Raw genomic sequence first — 26361 nt, 5'->3', positions numbered from 1 at the left:
GTTATCGGAGGTTGTGGTTGGCCCGGAACAGGTTGTGGGGGTCGTGGCGTCGCTTGAGTTTCCGCAGTCGGGCGTAGGTCTCCGGTTCGTAGGCCGTACGCACCCGCTCCGGTGCCGTGTCCGAGGCGCTCGTGAACGCGGGCAGCATGCCTCCCGTCAGGTCGCCCGTCAGCGCGTCCATGACCTTCTGCTGCGCCGCCCCGACCGCCGCCGCCTGGTCGGCGGGCGCCGGGGAGGCCAGGAACAGCGTGTAGGCGGCGTCCCGGTGGCCGATCGCGTTGGGCGCGGCGGGCCGTCTGGCCAGGGCGCCGCCGAGGTGCCTGACCTCCACCATCCCCGGAGGCAGCGCCGCGTCGGGCCCGGCCGCCGCCAGCAGCCGCTCGACCGGCAGCCGCCGCAGCAGTCCGCTGCGTTCGTGCACCGGCAGCGGCGCGGCGGGCGGGTCGTTGTAGATCGTGCCGATCTTCTCGTACGGCAGCACGCCCAGCGTGTTCTGGATCGGCCGCAGCCCCAGCAGCGGCCCCAGCAGGCGCTCCCCCGCCGCCTGGGATCCGAGGAAGGCGGCGGTCACCCTGACCACGGGCGGCTTGCCCGGCGCCCGCAGTACGGCCAGCCCGGTGGTCATCGCCTCGGGCAGCCGCAGCGCCGCGTACGCCGCCAGCACCTGCTCGGCCACCCCGCCGGGGAACAGCAGGGCGCCGCCGTACAGGCGGGAGAGCGGGAAGAGGTCGAACTCCATGCCGGTGACGACGCCGAAGTTGCTCTTGGCGCCGCGCACGGCCCAGAACAGGTCCGGGTTCTCGTGCCGCGACAGCCGCAGGGGGCGGCCGGACGGTGTGACCAGGTCGATGCCGCGCACGTGGTCGGCGGCATAGCCGTAGGCGCGGCCGAACGGCCCGAGCCCGCCGCCGAGCGTGTAGCCGACCACTCCGACGTCGAGGGAGGAGCCGTTGCGCATGGCCAGCCCGGATTCGGCGGCCTGCGCGACGACCGCGCGCACCCGGACGCCGCCGCCGACGCGGACGGTGCGCCGCCGGCGATCCACGGTGACGCGGTCGAGTTTCCTGGTGTTGATCAGGATGCCGCCCGTGGCGGCGGCGCCGATGCCGTGGCCGGTGGCCTGCACCGCGACGGGCATCCTGGCCCGCGCGGCGAAGCCGACGGCGGCGGCGACGTCGGCTGCGGAACCGGCGATCACGATCGCTTCGGGGCGGTGGGTGGCGACGGGGTTGTACCCCTTGGCCTCGGCCTCGAAGTCCTTGTCTCCGGGGAAGAGCACGGTCCCCTTCAGCCGCGATCTGAGTTCGGCGGCGCCGCGCGGGCCCGGGTCGGCGGCCGCCACGGTCGCACTGAGCGCGGCGGCGCCGCCGATCTTGAGCAGTGTTCTCCTGTCCATGGGCGAGACGATGACCGATCGCCATTGACACTTCATTGACGCTCCGGGCCGGGCGTGGCCAGCCAGGCGACCCGCCCATCGCCGTGCCCGCCACGCCATCGAGTCGCTCCAGCAACGCGTCGTTCCAGGGATGGGGTTCCTCGGACCACGGGTAGGGGCCGGACGGCCGGACGGCCCACTCGATCGCCGCCGCCGTGGCCACGACGTACAGCAGCGGGGCGGCCAGCGCGCACCGCAGCGGGATCGAACGGGTCCTGCGCCACAGATTCATGATCGATCAGACGTCCGGGCGGGGCGGGTGGTTGCCTCGGACGCGGGTCGCCCGCGACCGCACAAACTGGCGTCATTTCTTTCATGACTTGATCGTGTCGTGAAGAAAACTAGCTTCGACCTGCGCATATATAGATATTGCTTAGGAAGCTTTCCTATCCAATAATCTGGGCAACAACCCACAGGGAGGCAGCATGAAGCGCCGGATCCTCACCGTCCTCGCCGCCGGGGCGATCACCGCCCTCGCCCTTCCCGCACCCGCCCAAGCCGCCACCACCATCACCTACGGCCCGCTGAGCATCGGCGGCTACTGCGCCGCCCAGGTCAACTCCACCGCCTGGATCGGCTTCTACGAATCCACCGGGCTGCACTGCTACGCCACCGGGCCGAACGGCCTCCGGAACGTCGGCAGCGGCAACCCCCTGGCCGCCTGCGACCACCTCTCGATCGCGACCATCACCTCGGCCTCGCGCGGCCCGTCGGACTCCCTGGTCTGCACCGGCCCCTGAGCCGGGCTGCGCCCCGGACCGCGTCCGGGGCGCCTGCCCCGCCTCAGGAGCGGGAGCGTCACCAGCCCCTGACCCGGCCGGCCCGGTGGGTGCGGACGATCAGATACACCAGGTACGGCGCCCCGAGCACCCCCGTGACCACCCCGACGGGGTAGCGGGCGGCGAAGGCGAACTGGCCGGCGAAGTCGGCCACGACGACCAGCAGGGCGCCGACGAGCCCGGCGGGCACGAGCAGCGAGCCGCCCGCCCCGGCCAGCCGGGCGGCGATCGGCCCGGACAGGAACGCCACGAACGCGATCGGCCCGGCCGCCGCCGTGGCGAAGGCGATCAGGCCGACCGCCGCGACCACCACCGTGACGCGGGTGCGTTCGACGTGGACGCCGAGGGCGCCGGCGGTGTCGTCGCCGAGCCGCATCGCCGACAGGTCACGCGAGCGCGACAGCAGGACCGGCGTCAGCACGGCCAGGGCGGCCAGGACGGGCACGACCTCGGACCAGGTGGTGCCGTTGAGACTGCCGGTCAGCCAGCGCATCGCCTCTTGGAGGTCCCACTCGGCGGCCTGGGACAGCACGTAGGAGGTGACGCTGTTGAGGATCGCGTACATGCCGATGCCGACCAGGATGAGCCGGGTGCCCGCGACGCCGTTCCTGAAGGCCAGGCCGTACACGAGGAGGGCGACGAGCAGGGCGCAGCCGATCGCGAGCAGCGACACCGAGGGACCGTCGAGCGACAGCGTCACGATCGCGACGGCCGCCGCCGCGCTCGCGCCCGAGGTGATGCCGATGACGTCGGGGCTGGCCAGCGGGTTGCGCAGCATCGTCTGGAAGGTGACGCCGCCGAGCCCGAAGCTGAATCCGGCGGCCACCGCGAGGACCGCTCTCGGCAGCCGGAGCCGTCCGACCGTGAACGAGGCGCCCGGCACCTGCTCGCCCATGATCACGCGGATCACGTCGGACGGCGGGTGGAACCGCTGGCCGACCATGAGCGTCACGGCGAACCCGGCGGCGACGAGTACCGCCAGCGTCAGGACGACGGCGCGGCGGCGCAGGGCGCGCCTGCGGCGTCCGGCCGCGAGGGTGTCCACGGCGTTCACAGTTCGCGCACCTTCTGCCGCCGGACGAGGTGGATGAACAGCGGGCCGCCGAGCAGCGCCGTCACGATGCCCACCTCGATGTCGGACGGGCGCGCGACCACGCGGCCGAGCACGTCGGCGGCGGTGAGCAGCGCCGCGCCGAGCAGCGCGGAGAACGGCAGCAGCCAGCGGTGGTCCAGGCCGACGAGCAGACGGCAGGCGTGCGGGACGAGCAGTCCGACGAAGGCGATCGGACCGGCGACGGCCGTGGCCGCCCCGCACAGCACGACGGCGCCGAGGGCGGCGGTGGCCCGGATCAGGGCGACGCGCTCGCCGAGCCCGGCCGCGACGTCGTCGCCCAGGGCGAGCGAGTTCAGCGAGCGCGCCGTCAGCAGGCACACGGCGAACCCGACGGCGAGGAACGGCAGCACGTGACCGACCCGCTCGTAGGACGCGCCGCCGACGCCGCCGATCTGCCAGAGCCGGAAGCTGCCCATGACGTCGTTGCGCGCCAGGCCGACGGCGCTGACCAGGGAGGTGAGGGCGGCCGAGGTGGCCGCTCCGGCGAGCGCCAGCTTGAGCGGGGTGGCGCCGTCGCGGCCGAGTGAGCCGACGGCGTACACGAAGACCGCGCTGACGGCGGCGCCCGCCATCGCGACCCAGATGTAGCCGGTCGGCGAGGTGAGACCGAAGAAGGCGACGGCGGTGACGACGCTGAGCGAGGCGCCCATGGTGACGCCGAGGATGCCCGGGTCCGCCAGCGGGTTGCGGGTCACCCCCTGCATGACGCCGCCCGCCAGGCCGAGGGCGGCGCCGACGAGTACGGCCAGCAGGGTGCGGGGCACGCGTTTGGCGACCGCCGCCTGTTCGAGCGAGCCGTCCGCGCCGCCGAGCGCGGCCCACACGTCGGACCAGGCGACCGTCCGCGAGCCGAGGGCGACGGAGGCCGTCATGAGCGCGGCCAGCACCAGGACCGAGACGAGCAGCCACAGGACGCGGCGGCTCACTTCACCTTGTCCGCGGCCGCGGCCAGCGCCTTGACGTAGTCCTCCAGGACCCACGAGATCGACAGCGGGGTCGGGTTGGCGGCGGTGCCGAGGGGCGTGCTGCCGGACAGGAAGAACACCGCGTCGCGCTTGACGGCCGGGATCTTCGACAGCAGCGGGTCCTTGCGGAGGGTCCGCAGGAGTTCGCCCTTCTCGTCCCCGTATCCGGTGATGATGTCGACGTCGTCGAACAGGTCGGCCTGCTCTGCGCTGCGGGTGAGCGCGAACTTGTCGGTGCCCTTGGACACCTCGGCGATGCTGCCGGGGGTCGTCAGCCCGAGGTCCTCGAAGAAGAGGGTGCGGGTGTCGTGCGTGGTGTAGAAACCGACCTGGCTCACGTCGTTCGGGTCGACGTGCGTCATGAACATCGCCGACTTGCCCTTGAGCTGCGGATATTTCGCGACGACCCGGGTGATGTCGGCTTCGAGGCCGGTGACCAGCCGCTCCCCTTCGGCGGCGAGCCCGATGGCCTTGCTGTTCGTACGGATGATCTCGCGCCACGGGGTCGCCCACTGGGCGTCCGGGTAGGCGACGACGGGCGCGATCTGGCTCAGCGTGTCGTAGTCCTGCTTGGTCAGGCCCGAGTACGCGGCCAGGATCACGTCGGGCCTGGTGTCGGCGACGGCCTCGAAGTCGATGCCGTCGGTCTCGTCGAACAGCACGGGGGTCTTGGCGCCGAGGTCGGCCAGGCGCTTCTCCACCCAGGGCAGGACCCCGTCGCCGTCGTCGTCGCCGAAGGTCGCGGCGGCCATGCCGACCGGGACGACGCCGAGGGCGAGCGGCACCTCGTGGTTGGCCCAGTTGACCGTGGCCACCCGCTGCGGCCTGGCCGGGACGGTGATCGTCCCGAGCGCGTGCCGGATCGTCATGGGGAAGGCGCCGCCACCGCCGGTCGGTTGCCGCTCGGCCTCGGTCTTCGGCGTGCTGCCGCAGGCGGCGACGCCCAGCAGGACCGCCATCACGGCGAGGATGCGCTTCACTCCATACTCCGTCCCTCGATTTAGGCAAGGCTTACCTTAGTACACGCCTATCCGGGTGGAACAAGGGGACTCGGCGCCCATGCCGCGGGCGGCCATCCTGCAGAACCCTGGACTTACTAGGACGTCCAACTATATTTTCGGAAACGTATGGATATCGTGCTCACGGCCTCCGGCCGACTCGCCCGGGTGCTGCTCAACCGCCCGAAGGCGCTCAACGCGCTCACCCACGACATGGTCCGCGCACTCGGCGCGGCCCTCGAACAATGGGCCTCGGACGACACGGTCGAGGCCGTCCTCATCAGCGGGGCCGGGGAGCGCGGGCTGTGCGCCGGTGGCGACATCCGCGCCGTCTACCACGACATCCGGGACGGCGGCCACGCCACACCCGTCTTCTGGCGGGACGAATACCGGCTCAACGCCTTCATCGGCCGGTACGGGAAACCGTACGTGGCCCTCATGGACGGGCTGGTCATGGGCGGCGGCGTCGGGGTGTCCGCGCACGGCGGCGTACGCGTGGTCACCGAGCGGACCCGGCTGGCCATGCCCGAGACCGGCATCGGCCTGATCCCCGACGTCGGCGGCACCCACCTGCTGTCACGCGCGCCCGGCGAGATCGGCACGCACCTGGCGCTGACCGGCGACGCCGTCGGAGCCGGTGACGCCATCGCCTGCGGGCTCGCCGACCACTTCGTGCGCTCCGCCGACCTGCCCGCCTTCCAGGACGCCGTCGCCGCGGGCGGTGTGTCCGCCGCCGTCGCCGCCTTCGCGCGGACGCCGCCGGAGGCGGTGCTGCCCGCTCGACGTTCCTGGATCGACGCCTGCTATACCGCCGAGAGCGTACCGATGATCGTCGAACGGCTCCTGGCGACCGGCGAGAGCGCCGCGAAGGAGGCGGCCGAACAGCTCGCCACCAGGTCGCCGACGGCGTTGCGGGTCACGCTGGAGTCGATGCGGCGGGCCCGGCGCCTCGGCTCGCTCGAAGCCGTGCTGAACCAGGAGTACCGGGTGTCGTGCCGGGCGCTGCGCCATCCCGACCTGGAGGAGGGCATCCGCGCGCAGATCATCGACAAGGACCGGACGCCGCGCTGGGCCCCTGCCGCCTCCCCCGAGGAGGTCGCGGCGTTCTTCGCACCGCTGGACGAGGAACTGGGCCTGCCCGCTTGAGCCGAGCACCCGAGCTCTTCGCACCGCCCGGCCTGCCCGAGTGCCCCGACCACGGCACCTGACCCCGATCCGGCCGTCACGGGGTGTGCGCGATCTGCTCGGCCCACTGCTCGCGGCGGACCGCGTCGGGGATGAGGATGCAGTCGCCGCATTTGCCGCCGCCCGGGAGCCGGTAATAGAGGCAGCAGCTACGCCGTACGAAGAAGTGGTGGCCGGGCGCGGGCTCGGCGTACTCTCCGGTGCCGCGCAGCAGTCCGATCGCCAGCAGGTCGCGCGCCAGGGGCACGGCCTGCCGGGCGGTGTCCGGGCGGTGGGCGGCCAGGGCGCCGACGGTCCCGGCCAGGGACGAGGCCACGTTGCCCCACATCACGCCGGGCGCGAGCCTCACCAGGCCGTGAACGGCGTCGGCCAGCGGTTCGAGCAGACCGGCAATGGCGACGTGGTACAGCGACCCGGCGGGGCGGGCGGGCAGGTGCCGTCCGGCCGGTGAGTGGATGCGCAGTGGCAGCGGGCCGCTGGACGTCGGGCGCCAGTGGAGCCTTTCGGGCGGGAGGTCGAGAAGCAGGTCCGCGAGGACGGCGGCGCCGAGCAGCGGCGACCACAGGCGGGCGGCCAGCCCCTGGAACAGGATGGAGGCCGCGACCCGGCTGTCGTCGGTGCCGAGCCGTCCGGCGACGGCGGCGACGCGTTCGCCCAGCGCGCCCGGATCCGTCCACAGGTCGGTGAAAGGCCGCCAGCCCGCGTCCGGTGGGCCGGTCTCCAGCTCGAAGTAGCCGCCGACGGCACCGACCCGGGCCACGGTCTCGGCGATGCCGCCGCGTCCCTCGTGGACACTCATTGGGACATATCACCTCTTACACCCACATTCAGCCCCTTCCCCATGATCGGCAGCAACCTGCCATCAATGCCATCAAGATGCAATAAAGCCCTGCAAGCTGGGCATTCTCCCTAAGATCCAGTGAATGTCCTTTATTACGAAGAGCCGCGCTGTCGCCGCGGGCATCCTCTTCCTGGGCCTCGCGGCCGCCCCCGCACAGGCCGACACCGAGGGCCGTACGAGCCACCTCGCTCGATTCCTCCAGCAGGCCATGGACGAGGCCCGCTTCCAGGAGGTCCTCGACCTGGCACCGCCCGCCTCGGCCCCGGCCGCCACGCTGGCGGACGTCGAGGAGAAGATGGCGACGTCGCCGCAGGAGTACGCCCGGCTGTTCGCCGCCGACCCCAAGCCGATCACGCAGCAGCCGCAGCTCGACGTGACCGTCCTGGAACTCGACCCGCTCGGCCGCCCGGTCGCCTCCGGCACCGTACTGATGAGCCCGCAGCACCCGAACGGCGTCGCCGTTCCGGTCGACCGGAACCTCCGCACGACCGCCGTGCGCTGGCGCCAGTGGGACGACCGGGGCTGGTACGCCAACCAGGGCCGGGGCACGATCGACATCGTCCCCGGCCGCGAGCAGGCCCCCATCGACTTCATGTCCCCCTACCCCGCCTCGGTCCTGAAGCTGATGGTCGGCTTCGGCGTCCTGCGCCTGGTGGACAAGGGCACGATCGCGCTGTCCGACACCTACGACTACCGTCCCACCGAGACCAGCGCGCTGTGCCAGGGCAACACCAGCAACACGGTCGGCAACTACCTGGAGGCGGCGCTGACCTCCTCCAACAACCCGGCCACGTGCGCCCTCGTGAAGATGCTGCACGACAAGGGGGCCGTGGACGAGCTGAACCAGACCTTCCAGCGGCTCGGCCTGGAAACCCTGCAGTTCAAGAACACCAACCCGGCCACCGGCGGGCGCTGGTCCAACCCGGTCACCATGACCTCGCTGGACACCGCCAAGCTGCTCGCGCTGGTCAACGGGCTGCCCGGCCGGGCGTGGACCGCGCCCGACGGCACCCCGGTGACGTCCGCTGTGCTGAGCGCGTCCTCGCGCCAGGTGTTCAAGGGCCACCTCGCCAACCAGGGGTGGAACGACATGCTGTCCACCGCCAACCGGTGCGACCAGCCCGCGCCCGGCATCCCGCACCAGGTGCCGTCCCGCTGGATCGGTGAGGACGGGAGCGTCACCGTGGCCGGCAACCGGTTCGGCCGCGACGTGCGCCCCTGCGCCCCGAACGCGCAGGTGACCTTCGCCCACAAGACCGGCTGGGTGAACAACTCCGGCGCCGACGCCGGCATCGTGAAGTCCCTGCCCGGCAAGCCCGGACGGCACTACATCGTGGTCGCCCTGACCAACCTCGGCACCCAGTACGTCGACGCGAACCGGCCGCCGGCCGAACCCGGACTGTTCCCGGTGACGTTCACCGAGAAGCTGTCGCGCCTCGGCAAGGCCGTGGACGAGCACCAGAGCGACTGGTGGAACAAGCGCTGACCCACTCGGAGGGTACGGCGCCGCCGTACCCTCTACGATTTCGCAGGTGACCCTGTTCGAGCATCTGGACGCCTCCACCCTGCCTGAGCGCCAGCAGCGGATCCTCGCCGCGATCAGGGACTGGGTGGAAAGGTACGGTTACCCGCCGAGCACCCGCGAACTCGGCCGGGCGGTCGGGCTGCGCTCGCCGTCGTCGGTGTCGAAGCACCTCCGGAGCCTGGAGGACAAGGGCTTCCTGCGCCGGGGCACGGCGGTGACGCGGTCGATCGACGTACGCCCGTTCCTGGCGCCGCCGCAGCAGACTGCGGGCGACCTGGTGAGCGTCCCGGTGGTCGGCGACATCGCGGCGGGCGCCCCCATCCTGGCGGAGGAGCACGCGGACGACCTGCTGACGCTGCCCCGCGAGCTGACCGGCCGGGGCACCCTGTTCGGCCTCCGGGTGCGCGGCGACTCCATGATCGACGCCGCGATCTGCGACGGCGACCACGTCGTCGTACGGCAGCAGCCCGAGGCGCACTCGGGGCAGATCGTCGCCGCGATGATCGACGGGGAGGCGACCGTCAAGGTGCTGCGCCGCCGGGGCGGGCATGTCTACCTCGAACCGCGCAATCCCGCCTACGACGTCATCGACGGCGATCACGCCGTGGTGCTGGGCGTCGTGGTCTCGGTGCTGCGCCGACTGTGAGCAGAAGTGTCCCGTCATCGACGACCCGTACGCCTCCCTGAGACCGTGCGGCGAGGCCCGGAGGAGCTGACGGCCATGAAGCGAAAAGCCGCCGTAGCGGCTTTCACGACCGGCATCCTCCTCCTGGTGGGGGTGATGTTCATGGCGTCCTACGCGGACACTGCCTTCAACCGGTCGATGGAGGGCATGGAGCAGGTCTCCCGCTCCCTGGACGAGGGCGAGACGCTCCATGACCTGACGATCGGGGACCTCACGTTCCAGACCGTCTTCGAGGAGGCCGGCGCGGTCTACTTCAGACGCGCCGACGAACCGTCCGGGTACGTCTGGAGCCCGCACCGACCCCCCTCCGACACCTTGCCGATACGGGGACCCTGGTACACCTTCCACGACCTCGACCACTAGACCGTCCTAGTGGCTGTGCCCACTCGGAGCACGACCCAGGGTTCAAGATCATCCCACGGTGGGTGGCGGCCTACGTGAGCTGAGCCCCTCCCATGACCGCATCGCGATGTCCTGGTCGGCGTCCTCCTCGTACCAGCCGGTCTCCGCCAGCCACGTCTCCAGCCAGTCGGTCAGGCTCTCGGCGTCGACATACCAGGCGTCCGGCCCGCCGTTCGGGTCGAAGAGCAGCACCGTGGCGTCGGCGCTGCGGCAGTCGACGGCGGCGAACATCCCGCACCCCCAGTCGAGCATCGGCAGCACCTCGACCGGCCAGCCCGTCGCGCGCTCCTCGTGGTAGACGGCGACGGCGGTGCGCTCACCGCCCGCGAGCGGCAGCAGTCGGTAGTCGGGGCCGAAGCCGCCGTCGGCGACTTCACGGTAGAGGCACGGACGGTCAGGCCAGGGGCGGTCAGGGCAGGAGGCCGCGTTCGTAGCCTGCGGCGACGGCGGCGGCGCGGTCGGAGACGCCGAGTTTGGTGTAGATGTGCACCAGGTGCGTCTTGACCGTGGTCTCGCTGATGAACAGGATCGCGGCGGCCTCCTTGTTCGTGCAGCCGCGCGCGACCAGGCTGAGCACCGTACGCTCACGCTCGCTCAACTCGGCCGGTGCGGGCGAGCGCACCCGCCCGAGCACCCGCGCGGCCACGGCGGGCGACAGCACGGACTCCCCCGAGGCGGCGGCCCGCACCGCCCTGAAGACCTCCTCGCGCGGCGAGTCCTTGAGCAGGTAGCCGATCGCGCCCGAGGTCAGCGCGGGCAGCACGTCCCCGTCGTCGTCGTACGTCGTCAGCACCAGCACCCGCACCGACGGCACCCGCTCGGCCAGCAGCGCGATGAACTCGGCGCCCCCGAGCCCCGGCATGCGCAGGTCGGTCAGCACCACGTCGGGCCGCTCCCGCAGGGCCACGTCCAGCCCGGCCGCGCCGTCGCCCGCCTCGCCGACGACCTCCAGGTCGGGCTGCTCGGCGAACATGCCGCGCAGGCCGTCCCGCACCACCGGATGGTCGTCCACGATCACCAGCCGCACGCTCATGTCGCCTCCTGACCGGCCGTCACCGGGATCGCGGGCACGCTCACGCTGAGCGCGGTGCCCTGGCCGGGCGCGGACTCGACCTCCAGGCTCCCGGCGAGCCTGACCACCCGCTGGCGCATCGCGGTGAGCCCGAAGCCGTCCGCCCGCTCGGGCACGAAGCCGGTCCCGTCGTCGCGCACGTCGACCACCACCACATCCTCCATGTACGACAGAGTGACCCCCGCCTTGCCCGCTCCGGCGTGACGGGCCACGTTGGCCAGCGCCTCCTGCACCGCCCGGAACACCGTCACCTCGACCTCGGGGTGCAGCAGCCGGGCGGTGCCGGTGACGGTGAGCGCGGCGGGCACCTCCTGTGTGGCGCTCCAGTCGGCGACCAGGGTGGTCAGCGCCTCCGGCAGCCGGGACTCGGCCAGTGGCCCCGGCCGCAGGTCGTTCAGCGAGCGGCGGACCTCGGTGAGGCTCTCCCTGGCCAGGGTGCGCGCGATGCCGAGCCGCCGCCGCAGCTCGGCCGGGTCGGCGGCGGCCTCCTCGGCGGCTTCGAGCTGGGTGACGATGCCGGACAGTCCCTGCGCGAGCGTGTCGTGGATCTCCCTGGCCATGCGCCCGCGCTCCCCCGCGACACCGGTCTGGCGGGCGGCGGCCAGCAGCCTGCCCTGGAGTTCGGCGTTCTCCTCGCCGAGCCGGGTGAGCCGCTCGTTGGCCTCGGCGAGCGCCCGGTTGGCCGCGTGGCGCCGGGCGACCTCGGCCTCCATCGCCCGGATGAACCAGCCGAGGAACCCGGCGAGCGCGGCGGAGGCCAGCGCGGCCAGCAGCGTCGGCCACGAGGCGCTGCCGTCCAGCAGGGCCAGCGGCCGTCCTGCGACGAGGAACGCGGTGACCGCCACGCCGGCGTAGGCCCACCGGCCGGGCAGCGCCACGAACGCCATGGGGAAGCAGCCGATGATGAGCAGCACGTACGCCGGATTGCGCCCGATCAGCACCCAGACGAGGACGAGCAGGACGGCGAAGTACACGGCCATCGGCGCCAGCACCCGCTCGGGCCACTGGGGATGCGCCATCACCATCCACCCGTGCCACACCGCCACAGCCCCCGCGAGCGCGACGGTGAGAAGCCTGTCCTGAAGCGACGCGGTGGAGTCGAACATCGCGAGCACGGTGGCGATCGCCAGCAGCCCCAGCAGCAGCAGTTGCCACAACCTGTCCCAGTCGCGTTCCCCGTCCACGCCGCCGCACCTCCAGCTGTGTCTGTTCGCGGGCCGGTTCACCCGCGCCGGTAGACCAGGCGCCGCAGCAGGGTCTCGGCGGGCCCGCGCATTCCCGCCCTGCGCATCAGCTCGGCCACCACCACGGTGGACGCCCAGGTCGCGATCGCCAGTACGGCGGTCGCCGCCGTCCCCAGCCAGGCGCCGAGCCCGGCGGTGTAGGGAGCCAGCAGGGCCACGAACACCACCGATTGTAGGAGATAGCAGGTCATGGACCGCTGGCCGCAGGCCGCGAGTGCGGTGACCACGGGTCCGCGTCGCGCCCCGATGGCGTGGGCGAGCAGCCCCATGGCGGCCGCGTAGCCGAGTCCGCCCGCCACTCCGGTCACCATGTGCGCGGCGTTGTAGAGCATGGCGGAGGAGCCGGGCGCGGTGAGGAACCCGCCCGCCACGAGTCCGACCGGCAGCCCGCCGACGGCTCCGATGATCGGCCCCCACAGCGCCACCCGGCGCAGTAGCGGCGTCGGCGTGCTCAGCAGCTCCCGGCGTCCCGCCCACACGCCGACGAGCGCGGCGGTGAACACGCCGAGCAGGCCGAACGGCGTGATCAGCCACTCGATGGGACGCAGGGTGAGCGCGGTCAGCGGGTTCTCGGCGGTGAACGACCAGAAGTAGGTCCGTTCGGTCGAGCCGTACGAGGTGCTGTAGGCGAGCATGGCCGACAGCGCCACCGGCACCATCCAGACGGCGGCCAGGGTGAGCAGGGTACGGTCGCGCACCCGCAGCAGCAGGCAGATGACCAGCCCGATCAGCCCGTAGACGCCGAGCACGTCCCCCGAGAACAGCAGCGTGGCGTGGACGGCGCCGAACACCAGCAACCACAGGCTGCGGCGGCGCAGCACCCGGCGGCCTTCGGCGTCGTCGCGCCGCCGGTTCCAGATCTGGACCATGCCGTAGCCGAACAGGGCGGCGAACATGGGGTAGGCCCTGGCGTCCACCAGCGACATGGCGATCACCGAGGTCACCCTGTCGGCCAGGCCGGTCTCGATGACGTGCTGCCTGATGCCGTACGGCCGGTCGTACAGGTAGATCGCGGAGTTGGCGATGGCGATCAGCGCCAGCATCACTCCTCTGGCCAGGTCGGGAGCGAGCTGGCGCTCGCGTTCCCCGACCGGGCGCGCTCCCACGGCGGTGGTCACGGTCCCTCCTCGACTCGATGTGACTTCGAGTGTCGGTGGGAACCCCTGGTCACCGGATCGTGCGACGAGGCGGGTTCTGGACGGCGAACGGACGATTCCGGCGATCGTCCGTTCGGAGGATGGCGTCAGGCCCCAGTGAACCGGTAGGTGTGGTTCTTGAGGTCGGCGAGGTGCAGGTCCCGGTGATGCAGGACGGTGCGCGTCCGGTCGGCGGTGCTGGCGTCGCGGACGTGAACGCCCCGGCGCCGGATGTAGCAGCCGCCCTGCTTGCTACCTGGGGTCGGGGCCCGGGTACTGCCGGGGAAGCTGGTAGCCGCGGGTGCCCATCAGGGTGCGCAGCCGGTCCGGGTAGTCGGTGATCAGGCCGTCCACGCCGTCGTCCATGAGCTTGCCCATGGTGGCCGGGTCGTTCACCGACCACGGCACGACCTTGAGGCCCAGTTTGCGGGCGTCGTCGACCATGCGCCTGGTGACGTACGGCTGATAGTTCGGGTCGCCGACCGTGCTGTCCTCCGGGTAGCCGTGCACCGGCGAGAAGGCACTGGCGCCGAACGACTTGACCGCCTTGAGCGGGTCGCCGCCGAAGTCGTCGATGTCGATGCCGCCCAGCCACGGCGAGGCGCCCGGCTGCCCGACCTGGAGGAAGTTGTAGTTGTCGAGCGCGACGAGCGGCAGGCGCGGCTCCACCTCGCGCACGCGCATCAGCGTGCCCCAGTCGAAGCTCTGGACGGTGACCTGGTTCATGATCCCGGCCCGCCGGATGTCCCCGACCGTGGCCTGCACGAACTGCTCGCGCGGCGCGGTCTGCTCGGGTGCCCCCGCCTCGACCTTGGTCTCGACGTTCAGCTTGACGCCGTCCGCGTCGAACCGCTTGACCAGGTCGAACACCTCGCTCAGCAACGGCATCCGGGCGCCGGGCGCGGGCCGCTGACCGGGGAAGTCCGGCTGCGTCTTGGTGCCGCAGTCGAGGGTCTTGATCTGGGCGAGCGACAGGGTGTGGACGTACTTCCCGATGTACGGGTACTCAGGGTCGCCGGGGACGGCCGGGCCGGTGTCCTGGCAGTGGCGCCCGTTCTGGAGGCGGTCGTGGGTGACGACGGCCTTGCCGTCCTCGGTGATCTGGACGTCGAGTTCGAGCGTGGAGACGCCGAGCCGCAGCGCGTTGGCGAAGGAGTCGAGGGTGTTCTCCACGACCAGCCCCATCCCGCCCCGGTGGGCCTGGAGGTTGAACGGCCTGCGCCCGTCGGCGGCCTCGGCCGTCGCGATCCCGGGGACGGCGGAGACGGGCAGGGCGATCAGAGCGGCGAGCGCCGCGGTACGCAGTTTGCTCATGAGTGTGCTCTCTCGTTCGGCGCGAGCACGGCGAGACCGGGCGACTGACCGCTCCCGTGAGCCAGGCCCGAATATGATCTTCGCCGTTTGCCCAACTATGCCGGGATTCCCCGCACAGCCATCACCTCCAATCGGGGGATGGCGACATGATCAGATCCTGTGATAGCGCTACTCCGGCCGGGCGGCGCAGCCGAGTTCGGCCGCGAGGTCGCGCAGGCCCTCGGCGAAGCCGTCGCGGGTCCTGTCGCCGAACCCGACGAAGAAGCGGTTGGCCAGCGGGACGGCCCAGCGCATCCGCTGGGCGACGTTGTAGACGCTGTGGGTGAGGCGGCTGCCGGACGGGGCGGCGACCCGCTCGGGCGGGGCCTCGATCACGCCGGTGCACTCACACAGCAGGGTCCTGGGTTTCATTCATGCCACCACCGTTCATTCGAGTACGTCGTCGAGCAGGTCCGCTCTCAGCGACGCCGTCCAGGTCAGTTCGCCCGACCGCAGGCGGTCGAGGACACCGCGCACCCAGTCGAGCTCGGCGGCCCGCAGCGCCCGCTCGCACTCCACCTCCAGCAGCAGGAGGGCGGGCAGGCCGCTGTGCAGGTGCGCGTCGAGGCCCGCGACCGCGCCCTCAAGGGTGGCGGCGCGGGTGCGCAACGCGCGCTCGGCCGCCGCCACGGGCAGGCAGCGGATGAGCGAGACCGCGGCGGTGAAGGCGCGACTGTCGCCCTGCGGCCGCTCCAGCAGCAGCGTGACACGCCGAGGCATGTCACGTTCCCGGCGCTCATCTCGTCCGTGTAGTGCGCAACCGGCCTGTCGCTCTCACGGACAAGGGGACCATCGTGTTCGCCGCCCACCTCGTGATCACTCTTCTCGCCTCGGCCGTCGTCGGCCTGGCCGCCATCGCCAACCTCATCGGCCACGAATACCCCAAGAAGCAGGCGGACCGGCTTCGCGTGCCCCGTTCCTGGACGCTCCCGCTGGGCGTGCTGCTGGCAGCGGGCTCGCTGGGACTGCTGGCCGGGTTCGCCGTCCCGGTGCTGGGCCTGCTCGCCGCCGCCGGCCTCGTGCTGTACTTCCTCGGCGCGTTCTGCGTTCACCTGCGAGCCCGTGACCACCGCTTCGGCGCCTGGTCCGTGTTCTTCACGCTGGCGGCGGCCGCCCTGGCCGCGAACCTGGCCTACCACGGACTTCCGGCCTGAACCGACCTCCTCGGGGTCGGAAAGGCGCAGCGGTATCGATCGGGCTGTATGCCGAAGGTTGCTTTCGCGGCTGCGCGAGCCGACAGGACCGTGAACGCCCTGCCAGCCCGGTCAGGGTGTGACGATGGCGAAGTCCGGGGTGGAGTCCTCCAGTACGGCGGTCAGCCGTCCCAGGACGGTCAGGTCGCCGTCGTGGTCGATCTCGTCGGCGCCGCCGTCTCCGGAGATCAGGCGCAACAGGCGCTGCCGGGTGAGCCGCAGGGTCAAGTCCGCTCCGTCGCCGGTCGTGTCCCTCTCGTGGATCAGCGCCCCGTTGGACATGGTGGTGCGGTGGCGTTCATCGGGGTCGGTGAGATGCCAGTCGACGGTGAAGCGCTCGTTCCAGGCGTTCGGGCCGTTCACGCGGATGGCGAGCGAGTCGAAGATCTGCTCGACGGTGAGAGCGTCGTACATGTCCGGTGAGGTGGTGCTGGTCGTGCCCGCCGAGGGTCCGCCGGTCAACTCGGCGGCGCCGGTGAGGTAGAAGTTGCGCCAGGTGGCGTTCTCCGCTCCGTGGCCCATCCGGGTGTAGACCTGGGACAGGAGTCTGCGGGCCGCCGAGTCGTCCGGATCGGCGAAGATCGCGTGGTTGAGCAGGGTCGCGGCGAATCGCAGGTCACCGTCTCGGACGTAGCGGTCGGCGAGACCGACGACGGCGGCGGTGCCGCCGAGACATTCGACGTAGCGGCGAGCCTGCTCGACGGGCGGATGCTCCCACAGATGGGCGGGGTTGCCGTCGAACCAGCCCAGGTAACGCTGATAGATCGCTTTCACGTTGTGGCTGACCGAGCCGTAGTAGCCGTGGGTGTGCCATGCCTGCTCCAGGGCGGGCGGCAGCTGCATGACCTCGGCGATCTCGATCCCGGTGAGACCTCGGTTCAGCAGGCGTACGGTCTGGTCGTGCAGGTAGGAGTACAGGTCGCGCTGCTGGGACAGGAACGTGACGATGTCCTCCCTGCCCCAGGTGGGCCAGTGATGGGAGGCGAAGGCCACATCCGCCCGGTCGGCGAACAGGGCGATGGCCTCGGTCAGGTAGCGCGCCCAGATACGCGCGTCGCGAACCACAGCGCCGCGCAGCGTGAGGACGTTGTGCAGGTTGTGGGTGGCGTTCTCCGCCATGCACAGGGCGCGGTGGTCGGGGAACAGGAAGTTCATCTCCGCCGGGGCCTCGGTGCCGGGGGTGAGCTGGAAGACGATGCGGACGCCGTCGACCGTCTCCTCCTGGCCGGTGCGGGTGATGTCGTGGGTGGGCCGGATGAGGGAGACGGTGCCCGCCGAGGTGCCCATGCCGAGCCCGCAGCCGAGCTGCCCGTCGGGGGTGCGGGGTAGGAGCTGCCCGTACATGTACAGGGCCCGGCGGTTCATGGCGGTGCCGGCGTAGACGTTCTCGGAGACGGCGTGCTCCATGAAATGGGCCGGCGCGATGACCGGGATGTCCACCCCGTCGGTGACGCCGCGGGCGCCGCCGAAGTGGTCGACATGGGAGTGGGTGTAGATCAGGCCGGTGACCGGACGGTCGCCCCGATGGTCGCGGTAGAGCCGCAGCGCGGCGGCGGCGCACTCGGTGGAGACGAGCGGGTCGATGACGACGACCCCGCGCTCGCCCTCCACGAGGGTCATGTTGGACAGGTCGAGGCCGCGCACCTGGTAGATGCCGTCGGTCACCTCGAACAGGCCCTGCTTGGCGCACAGTTGCGCCTGCCGCCACAGGCTCGGGTGCGCCGTGGCCGGGCAGTCGGCGTCGAGGAAGGCGTATGCGTCGTTGTCCCAGACGACCTTGCCGTCCGCGGCCTCGATCACCGCAGGGGTGAGTGCGGCGATGAAGCCGCGCTCGGCGTCGTCGAAGTCGGCCCGGTCGTGGAATGGAAGGTCTGCCATGCGACGGGTCGTGCCCGCAACCGCCTCCGCTAAGGCAAGGACGGTTCCAAGAATGAGCTGCTGTTCGACTTCGTCGGCTGGTTCGCCCTCACCCTCCCCTGAGCCTCAACATGCGTCACCGTACGTATCCGATCAGGTGAGAAGTGTGATACTCGCAGATGGGAGGAGCCGAACAAGGGGTACCTCCGAGAGGGCACCCGGCAGGCGGGTGTCCTCCCGAACGCATAGGAGCACCTGTGATCGCATCGTCCCGCCTCACCGCAGCGCTCCGGACCCTGCTCACCGCCGCCACGGCTGTCGCGGTCGTCGGCGCGCTCACCGTGACCGCCGCCGCACCGGCCCAGGCTCGCCCGCCGATCGCGCAGACTCAGCTCGTCCAGGCGGCCGCCCCGCTCGTCCCGCTCACCGACAGCAACTTCAACGCACAGATCGTCAGATCAAGTAAGCCCGCGCTGGCGTTCTTCTGGGCCCGATGGAGCGGACCGTGCCTCGTGATGAAGGGCGATCTCGAACAACTCGCCCCGGAATTCAGCGGCAGGCTCGTCATCGGAGAACTCGACATCGACCGAAACCCGAACACCACCCGCGACTACGGGGTCAACGCCATCCCGACCCTCCTGCTGTTCAAGAACGGCACCGTCGTCGACCGCAGGATCGGCCCGTGGAGCAAGGCCCAGATCGCGGAGTTCATCCGCTCTCACCTGTGACCCACACCGTAAGCGCGGTGTCCACGAGGGGGCCGGCGGCGCCGGTGTAGGCGGCCGGGTCGCACAGGCGGGCCAGCTCCGCCGTACCGATGGCGTCGGTCTTCTCGGCGAGCACGTGCGCGAGCGGACGGCCTGTGCGGGCGGACTCCTCCGACGCCGCGCCGAGCAGCCGCTTGGCCGCCGCCTTGCCCAGCAGCGGCGACAGGACCGCCGCGAGGCGTTCGGAGACGAGGGCGTCCCCCAGGTTGGCGCGCATGCGCTCGGGACGCGCCTCCAGTCCCTCGGCGAGTTCCACCGCCGTGTGGGCGGCGCCGCCGGTCAGCCGCAGCGCCTCGCGCAGCGGTTGCCACTCGGCGTGCCAGGCGCCCGCCGAGCGCTCGTCCTCCGCCAGCAGGCACTGGGTCAACCCGGCGGCGATCACCGGCACCTGGAGGGCGGCGCTGCGGATCAGCGTCGCGAGCACCGGGTTGCGCTTGTGCGGCATCGCGGAGGACCCGCCGCGCCCGGCCACGGCGGGTTCGGCGACCTCGCCGACCTCCGTGCGGGTGAGTGACTGCACGTCGATCGCGATCTTGCCGAGGGCTCCGGCCGTGAACGCCAGCGCCGCCGCGAGGTCGGCGACCGGGGTGCGCAGCGCGTGCCACGGCAGCGCCGGACGGGCCAGCCCGGTCTCCTCGGCGAACGCGGCGGTCAGCCGGTCGTGGTAGTCGTCCCCTGCCGCCCCGTCGATCCGGGCATACTCCAGATATCCCGCCAAGGTGCCCGCCGCGCCGCCGAGCGAGACCGGCAGGACGACCTGGCCGAGCCGCCGTTCGGCGTCCAGGACGAGCTGCCGCCAGCCCGCCGCCTTGAGTCCGAACGTCGTCGGTACGGCCTGCAGGGCGAGCGTGCGCCCGGCCATGACGGTGTCGCGGTGCCGCTCGGCGAGCACGGCCAGCGCCCGCGCGGTGCGGACGAGGTCGGCCCGCACCAGCTCCAGCGCCCTGGCCGCGACCAGCATCGCGCCGGTGTCGAAGACGTCCTGGCTGGTCGAGCCCCGGTGGATGTACTCGGCCGCCGCCGGGTCCGCCTCGGCCACCACCCGCGTGAACGCCTGCACCAGTCCGACCACCGGGTTGGCCGTCTCGCGGGCGGCGACCGCGAGCGCCCGCAGGTCGAGGCGTTCGGCGCGGGCCAGCCTGGTGATCGTGGCCGCCGCGGACGCGGGCAGCGCGCCCAGCCCGGCCTGGGCGCGGGCCAGCGCCGCCTCGGCGTCCAGCATGGCCTGCAGCCAGGCGCGGTCGCACACGGCGGCCTCGACCGGGGTGCCCGCCCGGACCGGCGACAGCAGCCCGGCGTCGGTCTGGACGTCGAAGCGGTTCATACCAGCACTCCGGTGAGGTCGGTCTCGGTCGCCTCCGGCCGTACGGCCGACGGGACCTGCGTGGCGGGTGGCAGGGCGAGCACCGAGCGGGCGATCGCGTCGGAGTCGCCGAGCGTAACGGAGTCCACGCCGGGCCGGATCCCGGCCGCCGTCACCCAGTGGACCGACTCGGTCGGCACGCCGTAGGCGTACCGGCGCGGGTGCGCGCGGCCCTGGGCGTCCAGCAGCCGGTACGGCCGCTCGGTGACGGCCAGCCCGCCGGTCTCGTACACGGTGCCGCCGATGCCGGGAATGCGGTAGACGGTGGCCTGCTCGGTGCTCAGCAGGTGCAGGAGCAGCGGGTCCGTGGTGCGCAGCAGGTCCGGCTTCGGCAACCTGGCCTCGATCAGTACGGTCGCCCGCACCGGCGGCCGGGGCACCGCCCGGGAGGTGACCACGTACGCGGGCGCCTCGACGTCGATGCGGATCTCCGTACCCGGGCCGGTGAGCTCCACGATCCCTGCCTCGATCAGCGCGATGAGCTCCTCGATCCGCGAGGCGGGCGGGCCGATCGACAGGAACGCGTTGAGCGGCGTGTACCAGCCCTCCAGGTCGTCGCGGTGCGAGTTGCCCTCAAGACCGCCGTGGTCGACGGCGAGGCGGATCTCGTTGCGCAGGTCGCGCAGGACGTCCAGGGCGGTCTTGAGGGGTCCGCTGAGGTTGCCTTCGCGGGCCGCGCGCACGTCGGCCTTCAGGTAGTCGAGCAGCCAGGCGCGGAAGTCGTCGGGGCCGGTGAAGACGCGGTCGCCGTACGGGCGCAGCAGCCGTTCCCAGTCCCACCGCTCGCTTTCCGGAATTCCGTACTCGTCCAGGAGGTCACCGGGCGCCACCGGGCTGTGCTCGGCTCCCGCCTCCGCCGGTTGACTCTCTGCGCCCGCTCCCGCCAGGTAGCGTTCGACGAAGTGTTCGCGTTCGGCGCCTCGGCCGCGCGTTTCGAGCAGCGTGCCGTAATAGACGCTCTCCACCTCGCGCGAGATGAGCGGCCACAGGTCGGCCGTGAAGCGCACCACGGGGCGTTCGCGCAGCTTCGCGATGTGGTCGGCGGTGAGCAGCCGGGGGTGGTGGCGGCCGTGCGCGCCCTTCTCGTTCTCGCCGCGCGCGTGGAAGGGCAGGCCGCGCCGCGAGGTCGCGAACAGCTTCGGCTCCCGGCCCGACGGCCGGTACACCAGCGTGCCGTCCTCACGGGCGAACGCGCCGCCTCTGCCGACCGTGAACAGGGCCATGTGGTCGAAGAAGTTCAGTCCGAGGCCGCGCAGCACCACGTGATCGCCCGGACGGATACCGTCCAGGTCCAGGTCGGCCGGGTTCGCCGGGGTGACGTAGGTCAGATGGTGGATCCGCGACAGGCTCGCCGTCCGCTCCTCCTGCGGGGTCAGCCGGGCCGAGACGTGACCCTGGGCGAGCACGATCGCGTCCAGGTGGTTCAGCCGGGTGCCGTTCTCCAGGCGCACGCCCTGCGGGCCGCCGGGGACACCGTGCGTGTCCGCCATCGCGACGGCCCGCGAGCGGTGCACCCGTACCGTGATGTGCGCGGGCGCCCGCGCCACCACCCGCTGGAAGCTCTCGTGCAGGTAGCGGCCGTAGAACGCGCGGGTGGGGTAGCCGTCGGGGCTCACCTCCGTGTGGCCGAGGTCGCGCGCCCACTCGTACAGGCTCGGGCCGGGCTCGATCGGGCCCTCGATGTTCGAGCTGTGGTCGGTGTACACGGTGATCTGCGAGGCCACCGTGTTCATCAGCAGGTGGTGCGACTGGTCTGAGCGCCACACCGCACCGGCGCCCGGCGCCGCCGGGTCCACCACGTGGACGGTGATGGCGGGACGGGAGGGGGCCGCGCGCTCGTTGGCGCACAGCCGCTCAAGTACGGACAGACCGCGCGGGCCCGCGCCCACCACGCACACCTGGAAGTCCGCCTGCTTGTCGTCGCCCATACGGGGATCGTCGGCTCGGCCCTCCCCTGGGACAAGGCGACGCCTCAGGGTCGGTCAAGTCCGGAACGGCCGCCGTCTTCGGGGCCTCACGCTTGTGTGGCCCTGTCACGACCTCACCGGTTCCGCTCGGCGTTCTCGATCGAGCGGCGCATCATCCACAGGACCGCGCTCAGGTGACCGGTCATCGTCTCGGCCACCCCCGACTCGGCCGAGTTGTCGATCATCGTCTGGAGGGCGACCGCCTGCATCTGGGCGTTGAACTCCGCCGGGATGGCCCCGCTCGGGGTGGCGCCGTCGATCTGGATCGAGAGCATCTGGTCCATCCAGGGCCGCAGCACGTCCTGCCGGAACGCCTCCACGTCGCCGCCCTCCGCGTGGACCAGCCGGATGGCGTGGTGGGCGCCGGCGGTTATGCCGTACATGCCGCTCAGGGCCGCCATGTCGTACAGGGCGGCGAAGCCGTGATCCTCCCCCGCCCACTGCGGGCGGGCCATCGGCGCGAGCGCGGGCGCGACCTCGTCGAACAGCTCGCGCGGGCCGCTGTAGAGAATGAAAGCCCCCTCCGTGGCCACGGTGAACGGCACCGCCATGATGCCGCCCGCGAGGTAGCGCACGCCGTACCCGGTGATCCACTTGGCGAGTTCGCGCGCCTGCCGGGCCGAGCCGTTGGTGAGGTTGACGATGAGCCTGCCCGACAGGTTCGGCGCGATCGGCGCGAGCGTCTCACGGACGCTGGCGTCGTCCAGCAGACACACGACGGCGATGTCGCTCGCCTCGATCGCCTCCTGCGCGCTCGCCGCCGTCCGCGCGCCGAGCCCTCCGTCCTTCCCCGGCGTACGGTTCCACACGGTCACGTCATGACCGGCGTTCACGAGCGCGGCCGCCAGCGCCCGCCCCATGGCGCCCAGTCCCAGAATGCTGATAGTCGTCATGCGGACCACTGTTCACCTGCGCTGTCGGCGCCACAAGAACGCACTTCAAAGTGCGTGGTTACCTTGAGGTAAGCCGTCTACGCGTTGTCAACGGCACGGCAATCGGCGGGTGTTTGCATGCCCGCATGAAGAAGACGACCCTCGTGGTGGGCGCCCTCGCCGCCACTTTGCTGACCGTCGGCGTACCCGCGAACGCCACCGCCCCCGACCCGCAGTCGGCGGCGGAACAGCTCAGGAACGCCGCCCCGTCCGGCGAGCAGGCCCCGGCCGCGGCGTCCGTCGGCGTCTCCTTGGAGAAGTACAAGTGGGGCTTCCACGACAACTGGATCCGCCTCCGGTGGACCAGGCCCGACTCCGTCGGCTACCACGACTACGTGGCCCTGTACGACCACAGCCCGCAGGACGGCAGCGACGCCGAGAACAACTACCTGACCTACCAGTGGGCCAAGAACGGCGAGGCGTACGAGACGAACTGGAAGACCTCGGACCGGCCGAAGTACTACATCGCCTACGTCTCGTGGGACTACAGCCGACAGAAGTACATCGTCCTCGCCCGCAGCGGCCCCTGGCCGAGCTGACGTCGGCCGGTTCGGCGGCGCCCCCTCAGGCCATGCCCCCTGAACGCCCCTCCCGTCGCGCCCCTCAGCCCGCTGTGCCCTCACCGTCGGGCTGTCAGCTCGATTCGGCCGTATGCCCAGAGGGGCGCCCCTTCCTCTACAGCCTGTAGAGTGTGCGCGAATGTGGAGAAAGGGTGTATAGCGTGCTGCGCTGGTTTCGACTCGTGGCAGTGGCCGAAGCCTGCTCATGGGCAGGGCTGCTGATCGGGATGTTCTTCAAATACGTGACCGAGAGCGGCGAACTCGGCGTCAAGATCTTCGGCCCGATCCACGGCGCCCTGTTCGTGCTCTACTGCGCCGGTGTGGTCCTCTCCGCCCGCGAGGGCGGCTGGAGCCGAGGCGCCGTGGTGCTCGGCCTGGTATGCGCGGTGCCCCCGTTCACATCCCTGTGGTTCGAACGCCGCATGGCCAAACGCACCACCCTCACCCAACCCGCCTGAGCAGCCGTTACACGGGCATCCGCGCTTCACGTTCGGGCGCGGGATACTCAGCTGGTCACGACGTCGGCGACGTCACATCACATCGGTGAGCATCTGCCGCACCCACCCGCCGGATCTCCCCACGTCGAAACTCGGCGAAGTGTCCGCAGGTGAGGCCATCGCCCGCGACGTGGAGACTCTCGGTGGGTAACTTCAGATTTCAGCCCGGTCCAGCGACAACCCGTGACACTGTTCGTTCAGGCGACACGCTGCCAGGTGTCTCCGAAGTCGGCGATGACCTTCAGTTCTCCGCCCAAGGCGCTGATGTACAGACCGAGGGTGGCCAGTTCGGCGATGGAACCGTTCTCGATGGCCGAGACGCGCTGCTGGGAGACTCCCATGGTCTGGGCCACCTCGGCTTGGGTCAGCCCCGTCTTCTTACGCATGTCGGCCAAGAACTCCCCGCGCACCTGGGCCACACGGCGCTCACGCGCCTCGGCCACCGCCTGACGGTCGTCGGGGTGAACGAACTCGGCGAGGAACTCCTCACGGGTGTAGGAGTGAAATTCGGTGCTCATGACGACTCCTTCAGATACGCCTCATACCACTGCTCGGCCTCCCTCACCGTCGCCTTCCCTATCTGGCGTGATCCGTTCATTCTGGACTCTTGAACGGCAGTTGAATACTCTCTGGAGAGTCAACTATATGAGCTGAAGGAAACATGACGGCTGGTCAGCGGAGGCCGCTCTTCGGGAAGTGGACCGCGCGCAGGGCGCAGTGCGGAAATCCAGCCGACGGGGCGCGCGCTTCTACCTGGGGATGTGGCTCGGAGTCGCCGGCTACTGGCTGGTCACCCTGCTCGGCCCCGCAACGGTCGAGAATTACGCCACTCTGGCGATCGGCGCCCTTGTCGTGGCCGGGTTCCTCTACATCTCCCGCCAGCGCGTCTACGACCGGCGGCACTACCGGCTCACGTTCTCCGTCACTGCGGCGTTCGTCGGGACGAGCGTGATCGGGGCGCTCTACAACATGTTCCTGCACCCGCAGGAGCCGGCCGGCCCGGGGTGGGTGGTGGCCGGTGTCCTGGTCGCGCTGATCGCGAGCGCCCCCCTGCTGTATGGTGCAGTGCGCATCTTCCGCACCACGGATGACCGGTGAGCCATCCCCGGCACGCGCTCGACGAGATCATCCACGCCCCGGTGCGGTTGTCCATCATGGCCATGCTCGCGGCGGCGGAAACGGCTGAGTTCGGCTTCCTGAGAGACACGATCGAGGTCAGCGACTCGCTGCTGTCCAAGCACATCCAGACGCTGGAGAAGGCGGGCTACGTACGAGTGACGAAAGGCTTCGTCGGCAAACGCCCTCGAACCTGGCTGGCGCTGACCGACGAAGGGCGCGACGCCTTCCAGAACTACACGTCCGTACTCCGGCAGATCACCGAGGCCACCCCTCGGACTGAGCACGACAAGTGACCGATCATCTCGAAAGGTTCGACGGTACATATGCAAATTGTCTTCGCCATGCTCCTGGCCCCTCTGCTGGCGGCCCCGACGACCGCCGCTCCCGCCGACCTCAGGGACGCCGAGGCCGTACTCGCCTACATCCGCGCTCATCCCGACGACGTCACGCTGGTGACGCAGGGCATCAGCCACCATGCCGACCGCCTCGCCCCCGTGGCGTCGGCCATCAAGATCATCCATCTCGCCGCGTACACCGACGCCGTCCGCCGGGGAAAGGTCAAGCCGGACGAGAGCGTCTCGGTGGCCCTGTGGAACTCCTACCACCTGCCCGACACCGACGGCGGCGCCCACGAAGCGGCGCTGAAACGGCTCAAGCCCGGTAAGAGCGTCACGCTCGACCAGATCGTCTCCGCCATGATCGAGGAGAGTGACAACGCCGCCACCGACCTGCTGCGCGACCGCCTCGGCTCCGGCGCGCTGCGCAAGATCGCGCAGACTCGCGTCAGCACCATAAACGGCGAGATGCTTCGTGCCTTCGGTGGCTGCACGCTCTCCGCCGACGTCTGCCTGAAGAACTACGTCAAGGCCGCCAAACCGGTACGGCTCACGCTCCCCGGCTTTGCCCAGCAGGCGGCCTGGAGCGAAACCGTGAGCCGCGTCGAACCTGGCGTTCTGCGCAGAGTGCTCGCCGGGCTCAGGACGGACAAGACGGCGAGCCGGCATCTGGAATGGCCGATGCGCCAGCCCGGCGCCGATCCCAAGACGCTTCTCATGGGCACCAAGGGCGGTTCGCTGCCCGGCGTCATCAGCGAGGCCATGTACATCGTCCGGCCAGGTCAGAAGCCGCGCGAGACCGTCCTGGCACTGCGGCGACTACCTGAGGCGACCTGGGACTCCGGGATGCGCAGCTATGCCCACCAGCAGTTCCTCGTACGAATGGCGACGGATTCCGCCTTCTTCGCGAAAGTCCGCACAGCGTTGAAGTGAACCCAAGCCCCGAAGCGCCGTCCATCCGTCTTCACCCTTCGGTTCGGGCCCAACGGTCCTTCAGAATTCACAAACTCACGGGGGATCGGACACGGGCACGCTCA

The 26361-nt window shown here is 71.0% G+C and carries 29 protein-coding genes; 12 read left to right on the top strand and 17 right to left on the bottom strand.

What is annotated here, in order from left to right:
- Position 1: 1 nt before the first annotated feature.
- On the bottom strand, positions 2 to 1396 hold the full coding sequence (locus tag ABD120_RS13590; RefSeq protein ID WP_343950195.1) for an FAD-binding oxidoreductase: 1395 nt from the start codon (positions 1394 to 1396) through the stop codon (positions 2 to 4).
- Positions 1397 to 1860: 464 nt separating this feature from the next.
- On the opposite strand from ABD120_RS13590, the gene ABD120_RS13585 reads away from it, so the two are divergent.
- The gene (locus tag ABD120_RS13585) at positions 1861 to 2175 is read left to right on the top strand and encodes a hypothetical protein (RefSeq protein WP_343950194.1); all 315 of its coding nucleotides are present in this window, start codon (positions 1861 to 1863) and stop codon (positions 2173 to 2175) included.
- 58 nt (positions 2176 to 2233) lie between these two features.
- On the opposite strand, the gene ABD120_RS13580 is transcribed toward ABD120_RS13585, so the two are convergent.
- From ABD120_RS13580 to ABD120_RS13570, 3 genes are read right to left on the bottom strand one after another with little or no spacing between them, the layout of a single operon-like run.
- Positions 2234 to 3268 (bottom strand): FecCD family ABC transporter permease, encoded by a 1035-nt coding sequence (locus ABD120_RS13580; RefSeq protein WP_343950193.1) that lies wholly within the window; start codon positions 3266 to 3268, stop codon positions 2234 to 2236.
- Complete coding sequence (locus ABD120_RS13575) at positions 3265 to 4200, bottom strand: FecCD family ABC transporter permease (protein ID WP_343950305.1); 936 nt, start codon at positions 4198 to 4200, stop codon at positions 3265 to 3267. Before ABD120_RS13575 ends, ABD120_RS13580 begins: the two co-directional genes overlap by 4 nt.
- A gap of 50 nt (positions 4201 to 4250) precedes the next feature.
- Positions 4251 to 5273: an iron-siderophore ABC transporter substrate-binding protein gene (locus tag ABD120_RS13570; protein ID WP_343950192.1), complete on the bottom strand. Its 1023-nt coding sequence runs from the start codon at positions 5271 to 5273 to the stop codon at positions 4251 to 4253.
- Between the two features lie 147 nt (positions 5274 to 5420).
- On the opposite strand from ABD120_RS13570, the gene ABD120_RS13565 reads away from it, so the two are divergent.
- Positions 5421 to 6437: an enoyl-CoA hydratase/isomerase family protein gene (locus ABD120_RS13565; RefSeq protein WP_343950191.1), complete on the top strand. Its 1017-nt coding sequence runs from the start codon at positions 5421 to 5423 to the stop codon at positions 6435 to 6437.
- A gap of 76 nt (positions 6438 to 6513) precedes the next feature.
- On the opposite strand, the gene ABD120_RS13560 is transcribed toward ABD120_RS13565, so the two are convergent.
- Positions 6514 to 7275 carry a (2Fe-2S)-binding protein gene (locus ABD120_RS13560; protein ID WP_343950190.1) on the bottom strand — a complete coding sequence of 254 codons (762 nt, stop codon included), beginning with the start codon at positions 7273 to 7275 and terminating at the stop codon, positions 6514 to 6516.
- 124 nt (positions 7276 to 7399) lie between these two features.
- Here ABD120_RS13560 and ABD120_RS13555 point away from each other — a divergent pair, with 124 nt between their 5' ends.
- The 3 genes from ABD120_RS13555 to ABD120_RS13545 all read left to right on the top strand — a co-directional run bounded on the left by ABD120_RS13555 (position 7400) and on the right by ABD120_RS13545 (position 9890).
- The gene (locus tag ABD120_RS13555; protein ID WP_343950189.1) at positions 7400 to 8803 is read left to right on the top strand and encodes a serine hydrolase; all 1404 of its coding nucleotides are present in this window, start codon (positions 7400 to 7402) and stop codon (positions 8801 to 8803) included.
- A 37-nt stretch (positions 8804 to 8840) separates the two neighbouring features.
- Positions 8841 to 9488: a transcriptional repressor LexA gene (lexA, locus tag ABD120_RS13550; protein WP_425563968.1), complete on the top strand. Its 648-nt coding sequence runs from the start codon at positions 8841 to 8843 to the stop codon at positions 9486 to 9488.
- A gap of 75 nt (positions 9489 to 9563) precedes the next feature.
- Positions 9564 to 9890 (top strand): hypothetical protein, encoded by a 327-nt coding sequence (locus tag ABD120_RS13545; RefSeq protein ID WP_343950187.1) that lies wholly within the window; start codon positions 9564 to 9566, stop codon positions 9888 to 9890.
- Positions 9891 to 9938: 48 nt separating this feature from the next.
- Here the strand turns inward: ABD120_RS13545 and ABD120_RS13540 are convergent, their stop codons facing one another.
- The 7 genes from ABD120_RS13540 to ABD120_RS13510 all read right to left on the bottom strand — a co-directional run bounded on the left by ABD120_RS13540 (position 9939) and on the right by ABD120_RS13510 (position 15454).
- Positions 9939 to 10181 carry a hypothetical protein gene (locus tag ABD120_RS13540; RefSeq protein WP_343950186.1) on the bottom strand — a complete coding sequence of 81 codons (243 nt, stop codon included), beginning with the start codon at positions 10179 to 10181 and terminating at the stop codon, positions 9939 to 9941.
- Between the two features lie 157 nt (positions 10182 to 10338).
- Positions 10339 to 10962, bottom strand: a complete 624-nt coding sequence (locus ABD120_RS13535) for a response regulator (protein ID WP_343950185.1) — start codon at positions 10960 to 10962, stop codon at positions 10339 to 10341.
- Entirely contained in the window at positions 10959 to 12185 is a 1227-nt protein-coding gene (locus tag ABD120_RS13530) for a sensor histidine kinase (RefSeq protein WP_343950184.1), read from the bottom strand. The genes ABD120_RS13535 and ABD120_RS13530 overlap by 4 nt, the downstream gene beginning before the upstream one ends.
- A gap of 38 nt (positions 12186 to 12223) precedes the next feature.
- Positions 12224 to 13363, bottom strand: a complete 1140-nt coding sequence (locus tag ABD120_RS13525; protein ID WP_343950183.1) for a DUF418 domain-containing protein — start codon at positions 13361 to 13363, stop codon at positions 12224 to 12226.
- Positions 13364 to 13633: 270 nt separating this feature from the next.
- On the bottom strand, positions 13634 to 14695 hold the full coding sequence (locus ABD120_RS13520; RefSeq protein WP_343950182.1) for a glycerophosphodiester phosphodiesterase family protein: 1062 nt from the start codon (positions 14693 to 14695) through the stop codon (positions 13634 to 13636).
- A 168-nt stretch (positions 14696 to 14863) separates the two neighbouring features.
- Positions 14864 to 15106 (bottom strand): hypothetical protein, encoded by a 243-nt coding sequence (locus tag ABD120_RS13515; RefSeq protein ID WP_343950181.1) that lies wholly within the window; start codon positions 15104 to 15106, stop codon positions 14864 to 14866.
- 15 nt (positions 15107 to 15121) lie between these two features.
- The gene (locus ABD120_RS13510; RefSeq protein WP_343950180.1) at positions 15122 to 15454 is read right to left on the bottom strand and encodes a hypothetical protein; all 333 of its coding nucleotides are present in this window, start codon (positions 15452 to 15454) and stop codon (positions 15122 to 15124) included.
- Positions 15455 to 15486: 32 nt separating this feature from the next.
- Here ABD120_RS13510 and ABD120_RS13505 point away from each other — a divergent pair, with 32 nt between their 5' ends.
- The gene (locus ABD120_RS13505; protein ID WP_343950179.1) at positions 15487 to 15888 is read left to right on the top strand and encodes a DoxX family protein; all 402 of its coding nucleotides are present in this window, start codon (positions 15487 to 15489) and stop codon (positions 15886 to 15888) included.
- A 111-nt stretch (positions 15889 to 15999) separates the two neighbouring features.
- On the opposite strand, the gene ABD120_RS13500 is transcribed toward ABD120_RS13505, so the two are convergent.
- Positions 16000 to 17805 carry an alkyl/aryl-sulfatase gene (locus ABD120_RS13500; RefSeq protein WP_343950178.1) on the bottom strand — a complete coding sequence of 602 codons (1806 nt, stop codon included), beginning with the start codon at positions 17803 to 17805 and terminating at the stop codon, positions 16000 to 16002.
- Positions 17806 to 18041: 236 nt separating this feature from the next.
- Between ABD120_RS13500 and ABD120_RS13495 the strand changes: the two genes are divergently transcribed.
- Entirely contained in the window at positions 18042 to 18512 is a 471-nt protein-coding gene (locus ABD120_RS13495) for a thioredoxin family protein (protein ID WP_343950177.1), read from the top strand.
- On the opposite strand, the gene ABD120_RS13490 is transcribed toward ABD120_RS13495, so the two are convergent.
- The 3 genes from ABD120_RS13490 to ABD120_RS13480 all read right to left on the bottom strand — a co-directional run bounded on the left by ABD120_RS13490 (position 18493) and on the right by ABD120_RS13480 (position 22774).
- Positions 18493 to 19875 carry a nitrosuccinate lyase gene (locus tag ABD120_RS13490; RefSeq protein ID WP_343950176.1) on the bottom strand — a complete coding sequence of 461 codons (1383 nt, stop codon included), beginning with the start codon at positions 19873 to 19875 and terminating at the stop codon, positions 18493 to 18495. The two genes, ABD120_RS13495 and ABD120_RS13490, sit on opposite strands and share 20 nt — an antisense overlap.
- A complete protein-coding gene (locus tag ABD120_RS13485; protein WP_343950175.1) occupies positions 19872 to 21842 on the bottom strand; it encodes an FAD/NAD(P)-binding protein in 1971 nt (656 codons plus the stop codon). Before ABD120_RS13485 ends, ABD120_RS13490 begins: the two co-directional genes overlap by 4 nt.
- 113 nt (positions 21843 to 21955) lie before the next feature.
- Positions 21956 to 22774 carry an NAD(P)-dependent oxidoreductase gene (locus ABD120_RS13480; RefSeq protein ID WP_343950174.1) on the bottom strand — a complete coding sequence of 273 codons (819 nt, stop codon included), beginning with the start codon at positions 22772 to 22774 and terminating at the stop codon, positions 21956 to 21958.
- A 125-nt stretch (positions 22775 to 22899) separates the two neighbouring features.
- Between ABD120_RS13480 and ABD120_RS13475 the strand changes: the two genes are divergently transcribed.
- Together ABD120_RS13475 and ABD120_RS13470 are read left to right on the top strand one after the other, a co-directional pair.
- Positions 22900 to 23352: a hypothetical protein gene (locus ABD120_RS13475; RefSeq protein ID WP_343950173.1), complete on the top strand. Its 453-nt coding sequence runs from the start codon at positions 22900 to 22902 to the stop codon at positions 23350 to 23352.
- Positions 23353 to 23534: 182 nt separating this feature from the next.
- Complete coding sequence (locus ABD120_RS13470) at positions 23535 to 23831, top strand: DUF3817 domain-containing protein (protein ID WP_343950172.1); 297 nt, start codon at positions 23535 to 23537, stop codon at positions 23829 to 23831.
- Positions 23832 to 24067: 236 nt separating this feature from the next.
- Here the strand turns inward: ABD120_RS13470 and ABD120_RS13465 are convergent, their stop codons facing one another.
- Positions 24068 to 24388 carry a helix-turn-helix domain-containing protein gene (locus tag ABD120_RS13465; protein ID WP_343950171.1) on the bottom strand — a complete coding sequence of 107 codons (321 nt, stop codon included), beginning with the start codon at positions 24386 to 24388 and terminating at the stop codon, positions 24068 to 24070.
- A gap of 178 nt (positions 24389 to 24566) precedes the next feature.
- On the opposite strand from ABD120_RS13465, the gene ABD120_RS13460 reads away from it, so the two are divergent.
- From ABD120_RS13460 to ABD120_RS13450, 3 genes are read left to right on the top strand one after another with little or no spacing between them, the layout of a single operon-like run.
- Positions 24567 to 24968: a hypothetical protein gene (locus ABD120_RS13460; RefSeq protein WP_343950170.1), complete on the top strand. Its 402-nt coding sequence runs from the start codon at positions 24567 to 24569 to the stop codon at positions 24966 to 24968.
- The gene (locus ABD120_RS13455) at positions 24965 to 25282 is read left to right on the top strand and encodes a winged helix-turn-helix domain-containing protein (RefSeq protein WP_343950169.1); all 318 of its coding nucleotides are present in this window, start codon (positions 24965 to 24967) and stop codon (positions 25280 to 25282) included. Before ABD120_RS13460 ends, ABD120_RS13455 begins: the two co-directional genes overlap by 4 nt.
- Before the next feature lie 48 nt (positions 25283 to 25330).
- On the top strand, positions 25331 to 26257 hold the full coding sequence (locus tag ABD120_RS13450; protein ID WP_343950168.1) for a serine hydrolase: 927 nt from the start codon (positions 25331 to 25333) through the stop codon (positions 26255 to 26257).
- Positions 26258 to 26361: the final 104 nt, after the last annotated feature.

The sequence above is a fragment of the Nonomuraea longicatena genome (assembly GCF_039525605.1).
Taxonomy (GTDB): domain Bacteria; phylum Actinomycetota; class Actinomycetes; order Streptosporangiales; family Streptosporangiaceae; genus Nonomuraea; species Nonomuraea longicatena.
Note: the sequence above shows the minus strand (reverse complement) of the source record. Positions and strands in the feature narration are given on the sequence as shown.